Annotated in this window: 15 protein-coding genes; 6 read left to right on the top strand and 9 right to left on the bottom strand. The window is 62.0% G+C overall.

Annotated elements, in window-relative coordinates:
* Positions 1-80: 80 nt before the first annotated feature.
* From urtB to NKH70_RS13470, 5 genes are all read left to right on the top strand, one after another.
* Entirely contained in the window at positions 81-1,697 is a 1,617-nt protein-coding gene (urtB, locus tag NKH70_RS13490) for an urea ABC transporter permease subunit UrtB (protein WP_352720132.1), read from the top strand.
* A complete protein-coding gene (gene urtC, locus NKH70_RS13485) occupies positions 1,694-2,926 on the top strand; it encodes an urea ABC transporter permease subunit UrtC (RefSeq protein ID WP_352466418.1) in 1,233 nt (410 codons plus the stop codon). Before urtB ends, urtC begins: the two co-directional genes overlap by 4 nt.
* 7 nt (positions 2,927-2,933) lie before the next feature.
* Positions 2,934-3,680, top strand: a complete 747-nt coding sequence (gene urtD / locus NKH70_RS13480; protein ID WP_352466419.1) for an urea ABC transporter ATP-binding protein UrtD — start codon at positions 2,934-2,936, stop codon at positions 3,678-3,680.
* Between the two features lie 70 nt (positions 3,681-3,750).
* On the top strand, positions 3,751-4,446 hold the full coding sequence (gene urtE / locus NKH70_RS13475) for an urea ABC transporter ATP-binding subunit UrtE (protein WP_352720133.1): 696 nt from the start codon (positions 3,751-3,753) through the stop codon (positions 4,444-4,446).
* A gap of 217 nt (positions 4,447-4,663) precedes the next feature.
* Positions 4,664-4,864, top strand: a complete 201-nt coding sequence (locus tag NKH70_RS13470; protein WP_352466420.1) for a hypothetical protein — start codon at positions 4,664-4,666, stop codon at positions 4,862-4,864.
* Between the two features lie 46 nt (positions 4,865-4,910).
* Here the strand turns inward: NKH70_RS13470 and NKH70_RS13465 are convergent, their stop codons facing one another.
* The 9 genes from NKH70_RS13465 to NKH70_RS13425 all read right to left on the bottom strand — a co-directional run bounded on the left by NKH70_RS13465 (position 4,911) and on the right by NKH70_RS13425 (position 12,506).
* Entirely contained in the window at positions 4,911-5,717 is an 807-nt protein-coding gene (locus NKH70_RS13465; protein ID WP_352720135.1) for a DUF72 domain-containing protein, read from the bottom strand.
* A gap of 28 nt (positions 5,718-5,745) precedes the next feature.
* Positions 5,746-6,216 (bottom strand): GNAT family N-acetyltransferase, encoded by a 471-nt coding sequence (locus NKH70_RS13460; protein WP_352720137.1) that lies wholly within the window; start codon positions 6,214-6,216, stop codon positions 5,746-5,748.
* Positions 6,213-6,623 carry a DUF302 domain-containing protein gene (locus NKH70_RS13455; protein WP_353025408.1) on the bottom strand — a complete coding sequence of 137 codons (411 nt, stop codon included), beginning with the start codon at positions 6,621-6,623 and terminating at the stop codon, positions 6,213-6,215. Before NKH70_RS13455 ends, NKH70_RS13460 begins: the two co-directional genes overlap by 4 nt.
* A complete protein-coding gene (gene uvrA, locus NKH70_RS13450; RefSeq protein WP_352720140.1) occupies positions 6,623-9,544 on the bottom strand; it encodes an excinuclease ABC subunit UvrA in 2,922 nt (973 codons plus the stop codon). The genes NKH70_RS13455 and uvrA overlap by 1 nt, the downstream gene beginning before the upstream one ends.
* A 697-nt stretch (positions 9,545-10,241) precedes the next feature.
* The gene (locus NKH70_RS13445; protein ID WP_352466425.1) at positions 10,242-10,535 is read right to left on the bottom strand and encodes a hypothetical protein; all 294 of its coding nucleotides are present in this window, start codon (positions 10,533-10,535) and stop codon (positions 10,242-10,244) included.
* Between the two features lie 93 nt (positions 10,536-10,628).
* The gene (locus NKH70_RS13440; RefSeq protein ID WP_353025407.1) at positions 10,629-11,234 is read right to left on the bottom strand and encodes an ATP-dependent Clp protease proteolytic subunit; all 606 of its coding nucleotides are present in this window, start codon (positions 11,232-11,234) and stop codon (positions 10,629-10,631) included.
* Positions 11,235-11,260: 26 nt separating this feature from the next.
* Positions 11,261-11,785: an SRPBCC family protein gene (locus NKH70_RS13435; RefSeq protein ID WP_352720143.1), complete on the bottom strand. Its 525-nt coding sequence runs from the start codon at positions 11,783-11,785 to the stop codon at positions 11,261-11,263.
* Entirely contained in the window at positions 11,782-12,096 is a 315-nt protein-coding gene (locus tag NKH70_RS13430) for an ArsR/SmtB family transcription factor (protein ID WP_292653450.1), read from the bottom strand. The genes NKH70_RS13435 and NKH70_RS13430 overlap by 4 nt, the downstream gene beginning before the upstream one ends.
* Before the next feature lie 83 nt (positions 12,097-12,179).
* Positions 12,180-12,506: a cupin domain-containing protein gene (locus tag NKH70_RS13425; RefSeq protein ID WP_353025469.1), complete on the bottom strand. Its 327-nt coding sequence runs from the start codon at positions 12,504-12,506 to the stop codon at positions 12,180-12,182.
* 271 nt (positions 12,507-12,777) lie between these two features.
* On the opposite strand from NKH70_RS13425, the gene NKH70_RS13420 reads away from it, so the two are divergent.
* The gene (locus tag NKH70_RS13420; protein WP_023674867.1) at positions 12,778-13,290 is read left to right on the top strand and encodes a single-stranded DNA-binding protein; all 513 of its coding nucleotides are present in this window, start codon (positions 12,778-12,780) and stop codon (positions 13,288-13,290) included.
* The last annotated feature ends 119 nt before the right edge of the window (positions 13,291-13,409 follow it).

The following is a 13,409-nucleotide window of genomic DNA, read 5'->3' as shown; positions in this document are numbered from 1 at the left end:
GACCCGCAAGCCCTCCGGGCAGGCTCCTCCTCCAGCCTGCCCGGAGGCGACATTCAACCTTCAACAGCCACCAGAAACCAATGATCCTGATCCGCGCGATTGGCCTGATGCTGCTGCTCCTCCTGGGGACGCTGCTGCCGTCGAACGCCAGCGAAGCAGATCTGCGCGCCGTCATCGCCAAATTCGCCACCGCCGCCAATTTTCCGGCGATAGAAGCCGTCGTGCGCGAGCTTGCGGCATCCGGCGATCCAGCCGTCGAACGGCCGCTTGCCGCGCTTGCGGAGGGCAGCCTTTACGTCCGCAAGGCCGATTCACTGGTCTTTGTCGGCAAGGAGAGCGGCGGCGGCATCGAGCTGCTCGATGCGCTCACCGGCGAAAGATCGGGCGAAGTTGCCAAGGCCGACATCACCAAGATCAAGGTCAACAATACGCTGCGCCGCGTCATTCGCGATGCATTGGGCACGCTGACACTTGGCTCCAAGGACCCGGCCGTGCGCATTGCCGCCGCCGACACCATGTTCAAGACGCCGGACGCGGCGAACATCGAGCCGCTCGACACTGCGATCGCCAATGAGGGCGTGGCAAGCGTCAAGGCGCTGCTCGAACAGGCACGCGCCGCGTCGGTTCTCGTTTCAGACAGGCCGGAGGCCGACAAATTGGCGGCGATCGCGCTGATCGGTGCGCGCGGCGACCGCGATGCGGTGTCGCTGCTCACGTCGGTGGAGGCCAATTCCGAAGGTGCGGTGAAGGACGCGGCGACGGCGGCGATATCCAACATCAATTCGACGCTGGCGCTTTGGGATGCCGGCCAGAATATCTGGTACGGCATATCGCTCGGATCGGTGCTGCTGCTGGCGGCGATTGGCCTGGCCATCACCTTCGGCGTCATGGGCGTCATCAACATGGCGCATGGCGAGATGGTCATGCTCGGCGCCTACACGACCTTCGTCGTGCAGGAGGTGATCCGCAATTCCTTTCCCGGCCTGTTCGATTGGTCGCTGGTTATCGCCTTGCCGCTGGCCTTCCTGGTGGCGGCGCTCGTCGGCCTTGTCATCGAGCGCGGGCTGATCCGCTTCCTCTACGGCCGGCCGCTGGAGACGCTGCTGGCGACATGGGGGGTCTCGCTGATCCTGCAGCAGGCCGTACGCACCATCTTCGGGCCGACCAACCAGGAGGTCGGCAACCCGTCATGGATGTCCGGCTCGTTCAATATCGGCCAGCTTGCCGTGACCTGGAACCGGCTCTGGATCCTGGTATTCGCGCTCGGGGTGTTCGCGGTGCTGCTCTACGTGATGAAACGTACGCCTTGGGGGCTGCAGATGCGTGCCGTCACCGCCAATCGCCGCATGGCCGCCTCGATGGGCATCAGGACGCCATGGGTCGACGCCCTGACGTTTGCACTCGGCTCCGGCATTGCCGGCATAGCCGGTGTCGCGCTCAGCCAGATCGACAACGTCTCGCCCAATCTCGGTCGTGGCTACATCATCGACAGCTTCATGGTCGTCGTCTTCGGCGGTGTCGGCAATCTCTGGGGCACGCTGGTCGGCGCTTTCTCGCTCGGCATAGTCAACAAGTTCCTCGAACCTTACGCTGGAGCGGTGCTCGGCAAGATCGTCGTCCTGGTGCTGATCATCCTGTTCATCCAGAAACGCCCGCGCGGGCTGTTCGCGCTCAAGGGCAGGTCGGTGGAAGCATGATCACGGGACGCTTCTTTGCTGCCGGCGCCGACCGCCGCGTCGCCATCACCATCTTCATCCTGCTGGCGGTTGCCATCGTCGTGCCGCTGCTCAATCTTGCGGTCTCGCCGACAAGTGCGTTTTACGTGCCGTCCTATATCGTCGCGCTCACCGGCAAATACCTGTGCTACGCACTGCTCGCCTTGGCGCTCGATCTCGTCTGGGGCTATTGCGGCATCCTCTCGCTCGGCCATGGCGCTTTCTTCGCGCTCGGCGGCTATGCGATGGGCATGTATCTGATGCGCCAGATCGGCTCGCGCGGCGTCTACGGCAATCCGCTGCTGCCGGATTTCATGGTATTCCTTAACTACAAGGCATTGCCGTGGTTCTGGTATGGTTTCGACCATTTCTGGTTCGCGGCGGTCATGGTGCTTGCGGTACCCGGCCTGCTCGCCTTCGTCTTCGGCTGGTTCGCCTTCCGCAGCCGCGTCACCGGTGTCTATCTGTCGATCATCACCCAGGCGATGACCTATGCGCTGCTGCTTGCGTTTTTCCGCAACGACATGGGTTTCGGCGGCAATAACGGCCTGACTGATTTCAAGGACATTTTAGGCTTCAACGTGCAGGCCGACATGACACGCTCGGCGCTGTTCGCGGCCAGCGCCGTCATGCTGGCGTTTGCCGTCTTCGTCACCTGGGCAATCGTCGGTTCCAAATACGGCAAGCTTTTGATGGCAGTGCGCGATGCCGAGAGCCGCACACGCTTCCTCGGCTGGCGGGCGGAGAACGTCAAACTGTTCGCCTTCACCGTGTCGGCGGTGATGGCCGGCATCGCCGGTGCGCTTTACGTGCCGCAGGTCGGTATCATCAACCCCGGCGAATTCGAGCCGTCCAATTCGATCGAGGTGGTGGTGTGGGCGGCCGTCGGCGGGCGCGGCACCATCGTCGGGCCGATCATCGGCGCGCTTCTGGTCAATGCCGGTAAATCTTGGTTCACCGGCGTGCTGCCGGAATTCTGGCTGTTTGCGCTGGGCGGACTGTTTGTCGCCGTCACGCTGTTCCTGCCCAAGGGCATCATCGGCATGTGGGATTCCTGGCGCGGCAACGCAAAGGCGATGCGGGCAGCCTCGGCCGCCGAGGAAGCCGGCATCGATCCCGACGCGCCGGTGCCGCCGAAAATCGATCGCTCGGCGGCGAGAAGGCCGGGCGACTGGTCGGCCTCCGGCGCCGAACCGCAGCCAGCGGAGTGATGGCCTGATGTCGAAGAGCAACACCATCCTCTATCTCGACGGCGTGTCGGTTTCCTTCGATGGTTTTCGCGCCATCAACAACCTGTCGCTGGTGCTCGATAAGGGTGAGATGCGGGCGATCATCGGCCCCAACGGCGCCGGCAAGACGACGATGATGGACATCGTCACCGGCAAGACGCGGCCCGACGCGGGCGAGGTCTTCTTTGACGGCGAGGTCGACCTGACCAAACACGACGAGGCCGAAATCGCCATGATGGGCATCGGCCGTAAATTCCAGAAGCCGACCGTCTTCGAAAGCCACACGATCGAGGACAATCTGATGCTGGCGCTGAAAGGCCCGCGCTCGATCTTCCCGGCACTGTTCCATCGTCGCTCGGCCGCGGACGTGCGGCAGATCGACGACATTCTCGGCATCATCCGGCTCGGCGACAAGCGTGACGAGCTCGCCGCCAATTTGAGCCATGGCCAAAAGCAATGGCTCGAGATCGGCATGCTTCTGGCGCAGGATCCGAAGCTTCTGCTGGTCGACGAACCGGTCGCCGGCATGACCGACGCCGAGACCGAAGAGACCGCGCGGCTGCTTAGGGATATCGCGCGCGACCATTCGGTCATCGTCGTCGAGCACGACATGCATTTCGTGCGCGAGCTCGGCGTCAAGGTCACCTGCCTGCACGAAGGCTCGGTCCTTTCCGAAGGTTCGCTCGATTTCGTTTCGGCCGACGAGCGCGTCGTCGAAGTCTACCTGGGGAGATGAACATGGTCTGGCGCGTTCCGTTCCATCATTTCGACCTTTCGTTCTTCAGGCGTTGGAGAAAGCACTGACCATGCTCGAAGTCTCCAATGCCACGTTGCATTACGGCGCTGCCCAGGCGCTGCGCGGTGTCTCGCTGACAGCCGGCGCCGGCAAGATCACCTGCGTGCTCGGCCGCAACGGCGTCGGCAAGACCAGTTTGATGAGATCGATCGTCGGCCATCATCGGCTGACGAGCGGAAGTGTTGCCTTCGAGGGGAAGGCGCTCGACCGGAGCGCGGCGTATGATCGCGCCCGGTCGGGCATCGCATTCGTGCCGCAGGGCAGGGAGATATTTCCGCTGCTTACGGTGCGGGAAAACCTCGAATCGGGTTTTGCGCCGCTGAAGCGCTCCGATCGCAACATTCCCGGTCACGTCTTCGAGTTGTTTCCGGTGCTGAAGCAGATGCTCGCGCGCCGCGGCGGCGATCTGTCCGGCGGCCAGCAACAGCAGCTTGCCATCGGCAGGGCGCTGGTGATGCGGCCGAAACTGCTGGTGCTCGACGAACCGACGGAAGGCATCCAGCCGTCGATCATCAAGGATATCGGCCGCGCCATCCGCTATCTGCGCGACCAGGCAGGCATTGCCGTGCTTTTGGTCGAACAATATCTCGATTTCTGCCGGGAATTGGCCGACGAGGTCAATATCATGGACCGCGGCCAGATCGTCCATACCGGCCCCGCCGAGGATCTCGACCGGGCGGACGTGCGGAAGTTCCTGACCGTCTGAATTCTTATTGATTCTATTACTTTGCAACTCTGGCGCGCCGAAGATTGCGTGTTAGATTTTGCTTGGCCTTGGTGAGTCGGCCGCTTTCCGTACCAGTTTCAAATTGGCAGATCAGGGGAAGGCGCGGGCCGCGTCGGCATGCTTGCGCGCAAGCCGCTCCCTTCCAGCGATCTGTTGTCGTCCAACATTTCGGGTGCTTGGGAGCTAGAGCCAGTCGATGGAGCGCTATGTCGAGGACTACCAGAAACGACGACTCACGGAGCGCGTCGACATCCTAACAGCCATCAACATTCTGAAATCGCAGGGGTATGACCACGACGAACTCATCGCGGAGATCACAAAGGTCTTCTATGTCGATCTCGATGCTTTCAACGAGATCGTCAGGGTTGATCGGCGTTCGGACGAGCGCGCCGCATAGCCGGTAGTTGAGGACCCGGCCAGGCAGACCACCGACAGCGGGGGCGTCAGCCTGCGACCCGCTTCATCAGCGCGATGGCGCCGAATGGAGCGCGGACCTTGCCCTCGGTGATGAAGTAGACGAACACGTCACGTGGCTTGACCGGCGCCTCGGTTGAAGGATCGGCCCGCGGCAGGTCGGCCGGCACCTTGCCTTCCGCCCAGGTTTTTGCGCGCGCCGCCCATTCGTCGAGCGCCTTTGGCGTGTAGCAATCGGGATTGTGGTCGCTGCCGGTCTGCAGCCGCGCATAGATGAAATCGCCGGTGACGTCGGCAATCCCCGGATATTTGGCGTGGTCGGCATAGACGATGGCGGCCTTGTGCTTTCGCGCCAAGGCGGCGAACTCCGGCGCGACGAAGCTGTCGTTGCGCACCTCGACCGCGTGGCGCAGCGCAACGCCGTCCTGCTTTTCCGGCAACAGCTTGAGGAAGGCCTCGAAGTCGTCCGGGTCGAATTTCTTGGTCGGCGCGAACTGCCACAGGATCGGCCCAAGCTTGTCGCCAAGTGCCGCGACGCCCGACCCGAGGAAGCGCATGATCGATTCGCCGGCCTCGCCGAGCACGCGGCGGTTGGTGACGAAGCGGTTGCCCTTCAGCGAATAGACGAAACCATCCGGCGCCTCGTTCGCCCATTTGACGAAGGTCGGTTCCTTGAAGCTCGAATAATAGGTGCCGTTGACCTCGATAGTCGGCACCTGCCGGCTGGCATGATTCAGCTGCTTGGCCTTCGACAACTTGTCCGGGTAGAAGGACGTGTCCCACGGCTCGAAGGTCCAGCCGCCCATGCCGGCGCGGATTGTTCCTGATTGAGTCATGGTAGTCCTCCCGGTTTGCAGAAAAGGATCACGCGATGGCGGTCGTCTCGACGGCTTTCGCCATGTCGACGACCGTCCATCCTGGCCGATATGGATTGGGCCGGCGACCCGTTTCGCGAAAGCCGTAGGCCTTATACAACGAAACGTTCCGTTCCATTCTGGAATTGGTGTAGAGTCGGATTTCAGGCAAGCTCCACAGGCGCGTCTGTTGCTCGGCCCAGTCGAGCAGCCCGATGCCGAAACCCTTGCCCTGAAAGGCGGGCGCAACGGCGACGCTGAAGATCATTGTATGGTCCGCATGTCGTTCGAGAACGATCAGGCCAGCCGTCTGTCCATCTTGCTCCGAAAGCCAGACTTCGCCGCGGTGGATGCGCGGCGCATAGTCCTCGGTGACGGGGATCGGCGGCGCTCCGAACAGGGCAGTGTAGGGCGCGTATGCGTCGGTGGTGAGCGAGATCACCGTGGGGAGATCACCGGGACGAGCGGCTCTCATGATCAAAACTGGCCCGCGCCGGCAGCGGCCGCAATCACCTTGTCCATGCCGGCCGCGATCGCAGCGACGGCATTGCGACTGGCGTCGCCCAAGTCGTGGCGATCAGCCATCCAGTGCGCGTCATTGTAGGAGAGCCAGACCTTGCCTTGTTCGTCCTCCCAGGCCAGTGCCTTGACCGGCAGATCGATGCCGGCAAGCTGCCGGTCCTGCACCAGTGGCGTACCACCTTTCGGATTGCCGAAAATCAGGAGTTCGGTTGGACGCAGTGATGCTTCGACACTGCGCGCACCGGCGGCGTGATCGATGCGGGCGAAGACCAGCAATCCTGCACGTTCCACAGTCTCGACCAGGCGATCGATCGTTTCGGTCACGCCGAAGCGGCTTTGGACCGTGATGAGACCGTTCTTTGCCATCACTCCGCCGCTTCGCGCTTGCCTCCGGGGCGCCGCTCGAGCAATTCCCTCAGGAACTGCCCGGTATAGCTGCGTTTTTCGCGAACGATGTCCTCAGGCGTGCCAGACGCCACTAACTCGCCGCCGCCGTCACCACCTTCGGGGCCAAGATCGAGCACCCAGTCAGCGGTCTTGATCACCTCTAAATTGTGCTCGATGACGACGACCGTGTTGCCCTGGTCGACCAGCTCGTGCAGCACTTCAAGCAGCTTGGCGACGTCGTGGAAATGCAGGCCGGTGGTCGGCTCATCGAGAATGTAGAGCGTCTTGCCGGTCGCCTTGCGCGACAGTTCCTTGGCAAGCTTGATGCGCTGCGCCTCGCCGCCCGACAAAGTCGTCGCCTGCTGGCCAACATGGATGTAGCCGAGGCCGACCCGTTTCAGCGTCTCCAGCTTGTCGCGCACGCCGGGCACGGCGGCGAAGAAATCGACGCCTTCTTCGACCGTCATGTCGAGCACGTCGGCGATGGACTTGCCCTTGAACAGCACGTCCAGCGTCTCGCGGTTATAGCGCTTGCCGTGGCAGACATCGCAGGTGACATAGACGTCGGGCAGGAAATGCATCTCGATCTTGATGACGCCGTCGCCCTGGCAGGCCTCGCAGCGGCCGCCCTTGACGTTGAACGAGAAGCGGCCCGGCTGGTAGCCGCGCGCCTTGGCCTCCGGCAAGCCAGCGAACCAGTCCCGGATCGGCGTGAAGGCGCCGGTATAGGTGGCGGGGTTGGAGCGCGGGGTGCGCCCGATCGGCGACTGGTCGATGTCGATGACCTTGTCGAGGAATTCCAACCCCTCGATCCGGTCGTGATCGGCCGGATGTTCACGCGAGCCCATGATGCGGCGCGACGCCGCCTTGAACAGGGTCTCAATCAGGAAGGTCGACTTGCCGCCGCCGGACACGCCGGTGACGGCGGTAAACGTGCCGAGCGGGATTTCGGCGGTGACGTTCTTTAGATTGTTGCCGCGCGCGCCGACGACCTTCAGCCGGCGGTTCTTCTTGGCATCGCGCCGAACGGCTGGCGTCGCCACTTCGAGCTCGCCCGACAGATATTTACCGGTGATCGAAGCGGGCGTCGCCATGATCTGCTGCGGCGTGCCCTGGGCGATGATGTGGCCGCCATGAATGCCGGCGGCCGGGCCGATATCGACAACGTAATCGGCATGCAGGATGGCGTCCTCGTCGTGCTCGACGACGATGACCGTGTTGCCGATGTCGCGCAGATGCTTCAGCGTGTCGAGCAGGCGGGCGTTGTCGCGCTGGTGCAGACCGATCGACGGCTCGTCCAGCACGTAAAGCACGCCGGTCAGGCCGGAGCCGATCTGCGAGGCGAGCCTGATGCGCTGGCTCTCGCCGCCCGACAGCGTGCCGGAGTTGCGCGACAGCGTCAGGTAGTCGAGCCCGACATCGTTGAGGAAGCGCAGCCGCTCGCGGATTTCCTTGAGCACGCGCACCGCGATCTCGTTCTGCTTGTCATTGAGCGAAGCAGGCAGGTCGGTGAACCACTGGTCGGCCTTGCGAATCGACAGCTCGGTGACCTCGCCAATGTGCTTGCCGGCGATCTTGACCGCGAGCGCCTCGGGCTTCAGCCGATAGCCGCGGCAGGCCGGGCAGGGCGTGGCCGACATGAAGCGCTCGATCTCCTCGCGCATCCAAGCGGATTCGGTTTCCTTCCAGCGGCGCTCGAGATTGGGGATGACGCCCTCGAAGGTTTTCGTCGTCTTGTAGGAGCGCAGGCCGTCATCGTAGTGGAAGGTGATTTCGCGCTCGCCGGTGCCGTGCAGGACGGCTTGCCTTGCCTCCTCGCTCAAATCCTTGAACTTGTCGCCGAGCTTGAAGCCATAGGCAACGCCCAGCGCTTCCAGCGTTTGCGCATAATAGGGCGAGGTCGACTTCGCCCACGGGCTGACGGCGCCAGCGCGCAGCGAAACATTCTCGTCGGGCACGACCAGGCTGGCATCGATGGCGCGCTGGCTGCCGAGCCCGTCGCAGGTTGGGCAGGCGCCGAACGGATTGTTGAAGGAGAACAGCCTAGGCTCGATCTCGGGAATGGTGAAACCGGACACCGGGCAGGCGAACTTTTCCGAGAACAGCATGCGTTCATGCGTCTCGTTCTTCGACTTGTTGACCGAATCCTCGCCGGTCTGGCTGGCGTCGAGCGGCTTGTCGGCAAATTCCGCTACCGCCAGTCCGTCGGCCAGCTTCAGCGCGGTCTCGATGGAATCGGCGAGCCGCGTCGCCAGATCGCCGCGCACGACGATGCGGTCGACGACAACGTCGATGTCATGCTTGTACTTCTTGTCCAGCGCCGGCACGTCGGCGATCTCGTAGAAGACGCCATCGACCTTGACGCGCTGAAAACCTTTCTTCTGCAGCTCCAGCAGTTCCTTGCGGTACTCGCCTTTGCGGCCGCGCACCATCGGCGCCAGGATGAACAGCCGGGTGCCTTCCTCGACTGCAAGCACCCGGTCGACCATCTGCGAAACCGTCTGGCTCTCGATCGGCAGGCCAGTGGCCGGTGAATAGGGTACACCGACGCGGGCGAACAAAAGCCGCATATAATCGTAGATCTCGGTGACGGTGCCGACCGTCGAGCGTGGGTTCTTCGAGGTGGTCTTCTGCTCGATGGAGATGGCTGGCGACAGGCCGTCGATCTGGTCGACGTCCGGCTTCTGCATCATTTCGAGGAATTGCCGCGCATAGGCCGAAAGGCTCTCGACATAGCGGCGCTGGCCCTCGGCGTAGATGGTGTCGAAGGCAAGCGACGACTTGCCCGACCCCGACAGGCCGGTCATGACGATCAGGCTGTCACGCGGCAGGTCGAGATCGACATTCTTCAGATTGTGTTCGCGTGCCCCGCGAATGGAGAGATATTTATGGTCGGCCATCGCCGGTCGCCGCCTCAGAATCTGGAATTCGTGGGATGGGCGGGTTTTCCCGACCATCCCCTATGTAGGTAATTTCGCCGCCTTTTCGAGAGACGCCACAACTCTCGACCAAAGCGTTTAACCGCCTTTCGCGCGAACGGGCAAGCGGAAAGAACAAAGGCCGAACACGCTCCTGACAAAAGCTGCCCGTACAGCCGGCTTCACAAAGCGTCTCGCGATCACATTTTTCGGTAATCGGCTATTCAAGGTTGACGTCCATGCGTCACGGGGGCAGACTCCAAACGTCAACGAAGCTGGCCGTCTTTCGATGGCCTCGCGGCCTGGGGCTAGCCTGCGAGACGCCGCGGGTTATGCGATGAGCGCTTCGACGACGACAGTCGCAACGAACAGAAGGAGAGCAGAGGCATGACTCCACCGGAAGTTCCTTGAGGCTCCACGTGTCGCTGGAGCCGCGGCAGGTATAAGTAGCCAGGTCAGGCGTTTAGCGCTACCTGCCAACGTTGATCTGCCGATCCCCACAACAATCAGAGACTGCTAGTCGGATCGTCGGCTGAACGCCGCGAAGCATCCGAAATAAAAAGCCGGCAGTACACTCCCGGCAATTTGGATTTTAGATCCAAGAAGCCCCGTCAGTTGCAAAAGCAATGGCGGGGCTGTTCGTTTGAAGCGCAATATTTGTGGTTCACACCAGGCGAACTTAGCGGCTGGAGGGCCTGATCCCGCCGGTAGCGACATCGATGGTGATGCTGCCGGAAATCCGAACATCGGTATCGCCGATCTTGAACGTGCCGTTGCCGCTGCTTGGAACCGCGTCGTCGGGCTCGGGCTGCGGAGTTGGCTCGGCGATGCGATAGTCACTCGTCACACCGGGCAGGGCGCCCTTTTGCGAAGACGTCGAATTATCTTGGGCAAGTGCCATGCCCACCAGCATGTTCGTGCCCACAATGGCGGCAATGGCAAGGCATAGGCTGGATGAACGAATGGCGGTCATCACCTGACTATAGTGCGGCGATAGCGCCGAAGCCAGACCGGCGGCGCTGAGAGTTGCCGGCCCTCATATCGCTCAGTTCCGTTCGAAGGTGCTTCACGCGGCCTGCTTGCGAGTGTCGAAAACATGGTCGACGAGGCCCCAATCCTTGGCCTCCTGTGCGGTCATGAAAAAGTCGCGGTCGAGCGTGCGTTCCACTTCTTCGTAGGTGCGGCCGCAATGGTGGGCGTAAAGATCGGTCATGCGCCACTTGGTGCGAAGGATGCCCTCGGCATGGCGCTGGATGTCGGAGGCTTGGCCCTGGAAACCGCCGAGAGGCTGATGCAGCACGATGCTGGTGTTGGGTAGCGCGATACGCCGCCCTGGCGTGCCGGCCATCAAAAGGAACGAGGCCATCGAGGCGGCGAAACCCATACAAACGGTGGAGACCGGGCAACTGATATACTGCATCGTATCATAGATGGCGAAACCGCTGGTCACCACGCCGCCCGGCGAGTTGATGTAGAGCGAGACCTCCTTGTCGGGATTGTCGGATTCCAGCGACAGAAGCTGGGCGCAGACCAGCGCCGAGGTGCCGTCATCGATCGGCCCGTTGATGAAGACGATGCGCTCGCGCAGCAGCCGCGAAAATATGTCGAAGGCGCGTTCACCGCGGCTCGACTGATCGATCACCATCGGCACCAGATTGGCAAGGCCGCTCATCGTTTGTCTCCGTTGACTGTTGTCGTTCAGGCCGCGCGCAGGAAGAGGCGCGGGGTGTTTGCGGCGATCTGCTTGTGCCTGGGAGTGTGCGCTTCAAAGGAAAGCCGGCAACCGGCGCCTGCCATCGCGATCTCCGGCATCGCTGCCCCAGCAAAACCATCATGGACGATGCGCAGATGCGTGCCGCCGGAAACGGTGCGGTCAAGCGTAAAGGTGACGATGCTGTCCACTGGGCTGTCGTTCATTGGGCGGTCCACGGGGCTGCCGGGCGGCACCTGCGTACCGCCGGGCGCCGGCCGCTCCCGCCAGGAATAGCGCAGCAGCCGTCCGGGATCGGCGTCGAGGATTTCGCACTCGATCGGCGCATTCGGCGCTCTAAAGGCAAAGCGGTTGCCGATTTCGGGCTTGATGTCGTTTGGCATCATCCAGGCCGCGAGCAGGTCCGGCACCGTAAGCGCCCGCCACACCTTTTCCGGCGGCTCGGGCAGCTCGCACTCGAACTCGATCTTGTCTGCCGCCATTTCCGCGCGTTCTTTGCCTCGGCTGGTCATTGGTCCATGTCCTTCAAAACCGTCTTGAGCCTTTCGATGCGCTCTGGCCAGAACGCGCGGTAGCGTTCGATCCAGCCGAGCAGTGGCGCAAGCCCCTTCGGATCGGCGCGGTAATAGGCGTTGCGACCGGCCCGGCGCTCGACCACGAGGCCGGCGCCGCGCAGCACTGCGAGATGTTGCGATACCGCCGGCTGCGATACCGGCATGCCAGTGCGCAGTTCAGACACCGTCATCTCGCCGTCGGCGAGCCGCTCATAGACGGCGCGACGCGTTGGATCGGCCAGTGCCCGAAAAATCTCTGCTTCGATCATGCCGAAAGCATAAGTCAATACTTATCGGTTTGGCAAGCCGTGTTTTTTTAAGACAGGAGGTGTTTTTTAAGACAGGCGAGGTTTTACAAACTCGCTGAAAGCCAGCGTCTCACCATGTCGGGGGATCCGTTGAACGTCGCCTCGAAAACTGGTGACGCGAGCACGGCATGGATATGAAGCATTTCGGAGCCGACGTTTCGGAAGCCATGTTGCCTGCGCGCGGCAACAACAAGCGACTGTCCGGCAGTCAAGACGACATGCTCTTCGTCGATCCACATCTCGGCTCTGCCGGCGATGACGGTAAGCACTTCCTCGACCGGGTGCCAATGTGTCGGGGCGCCAGCCGCTGGTTCGACCCATTGTTCGAATATGCAAAGTTGAGTTGCGCCGTTGCGGGCCGAGACATGCATTCGGGTCTTTACTCCCGCCCGCCATTCTTCTTGCGGCTGATCGTCATGCGCAACCATCTTCATGCGTTCGCCTCGATCCCATGGCCTGTGGAAATTCGACGTCAAGACACTAATTCTTACTGACAACTATTGACAGTGCAGGGCCTGTACTATAGAACGAAAAGAGAACAAAAACGTTGTGGGAAAAGGCAGCGACGGCAGGCAGGGATTATCCGTAGCCTGTAAGGTGCAGCGACAGAAATCTGGTTTCGGATGAGCGCGGAGAAGTATCATGGCGGGTAGCGTCAACAAGGTCATTCTGGTGGGCAACCTCGGGGCGGACCCTGAAATCCGCCGCCTGAATTCGGGTGACCCGGTTGTCAACATTCGCATCGCGACGTCGGAAAGCTGGCGCGACAAGACATCCGGAGAGCGCAAGGAAAAGACCGAGTGGCACAATGTCGTGATCTTCAACGACCAGATCGCCAAGGTGGCCGAGCAGTATCTGAAGAAGGGCATGAAGGTCTATGTCGAGGGCCAGCTGCAGACGCGCAAATGGCAGGACCAGACCGGCAATGACCGCTATACGACCGAAGTCGTGTTGCAGAAATTCCGCGGCGAGCTGCAGATGCTCGATGCGCGGGGCGAGGGCGGCGGCCAGGTCGGCAACTATGCCGGTGGTGGTGCGAGCCGCGGTTCCGATTTCGGCCAGTCCGGCCCGGGCGAAAGTTTCAATCGCGGTGGCGCCAACAAGGGCGGCGGCGGTGGTTCGTCGCGCGAGCTGGACGACGAAATCCCGTTCTGATTTCTCGGGGCGGACTGCCCTTGCGGCGAAAAGCGCCAGCACCTTGGCCACGAAATGGCGTCCCGAAAATCTGTCTTGGATTTTCGGGACGTTGTGCGTTTGAGCGGTGAAAGGACGTA

This window comes from Mesorhizobium sp. M0991, assembly GCF_040318915.1.
Lineage (GTDB): Bacteria > Pseudomonadota > Alphaproteobacteria > Rhizobiales > Rhizobiaceae > Mesorhizobium.
The sequence above is the reverse complement of the archived record's forward strand: the minus strand, read 5'-3'. Positions and strand labels throughout refer to the sequence as shown.

Coding starts and splice junctions, on each gene's coding strand:
- urtB (WP_352720132.1), top strand. CDS start 81: ATGATCCTGATCCGCGCGATTGGCCTGATGCTGCTGCTCCTCCTGGGG.
- urtC (WP_352466418.1), top strand. CDS start 1,694: ATGATCACGGGACGCTTCTTTGCTGCCGGCGCCGACCGCCGCGTCGCC.
- urtD (WP_352466419.1), top strand. CDS start 2,934: ATGTCGAAGAGCAACACCATCCTCTATCTCGACGGCGTGTCGGTTTCC.
- urtE (WP_352720133.1), top strand. CDS start 3,751: ATGCTCGAAGTCTCCAATGCCACGTTGCATTACGGCGCTGCCCAGGCG.
- NKH70_RS13470 (WP_352466420.1), top strand. CDS start 4,664: ATGGAGCGCTATGTCGAGGACTACCAGAAACGACGACTCACGGAGCGC.
- NKH70_RS13465 (WP_352720135.1), bottom strand. CDS start 5,717: ATGACTCAATCAGGAACAATCCGCGCCGGCATGGGCGGCTGGACCTTC.
- NKH70_RS13455 (WP_353025408.1), bottom strand. CDS start 6,623: ATGGCAAAGAACGGTCTCATCACGGTCCAAAGCCGCTTCGGCGTGACC.
- uvrA (WP_352720140.1), bottom strand. CDS start 9,544: ATGGCCGACCATAAATATCTCTCCATTCGCGGGGCACGCGAACACAAT.
- NKH70_RS13445 (WP_352466425.1), bottom strand. CDS start 10,535: ATGACCGCCATTCGTTCATCCAGCCTATGCCTTGCCATTGCCGCCATT.
- NKH70_RS13440 (WP_353025407.1), bottom strand. CDS start 11,234: ATGAGCGGCCTTGCCAATCTGGTGCCGATGGTGATCGATCAGTCGAGC.
- NKH70_RS13435 (WP_352720143.1), bottom strand. CDS start 11,785: ATGACCAGCCGAGGCAAAGAACGCGCGGAAATGGCGGCAGACAAGATC.
- NKH70_RS13430 (WP_292653450.1), bottom strand. CDS start 12,096: ATGATCGAAGCAGAGATTTTTCGGGCACTGGCCGATCCAACGCGTCGC.
- NKH70_RS13425 (WP_353025469.1), bottom strand. CDS start 12,506: ATGCATGTCTCGGCCCGCAACGGCGCAACTCAACTTTGCATATTCGAA.
- NKH70_RS13420 (WP_023674867.1), top strand. CDS start 12,778: ATGGCGGGTAGCGTCAACAAGGTCATTCTGGTGGGCAACCTCGGGGCG.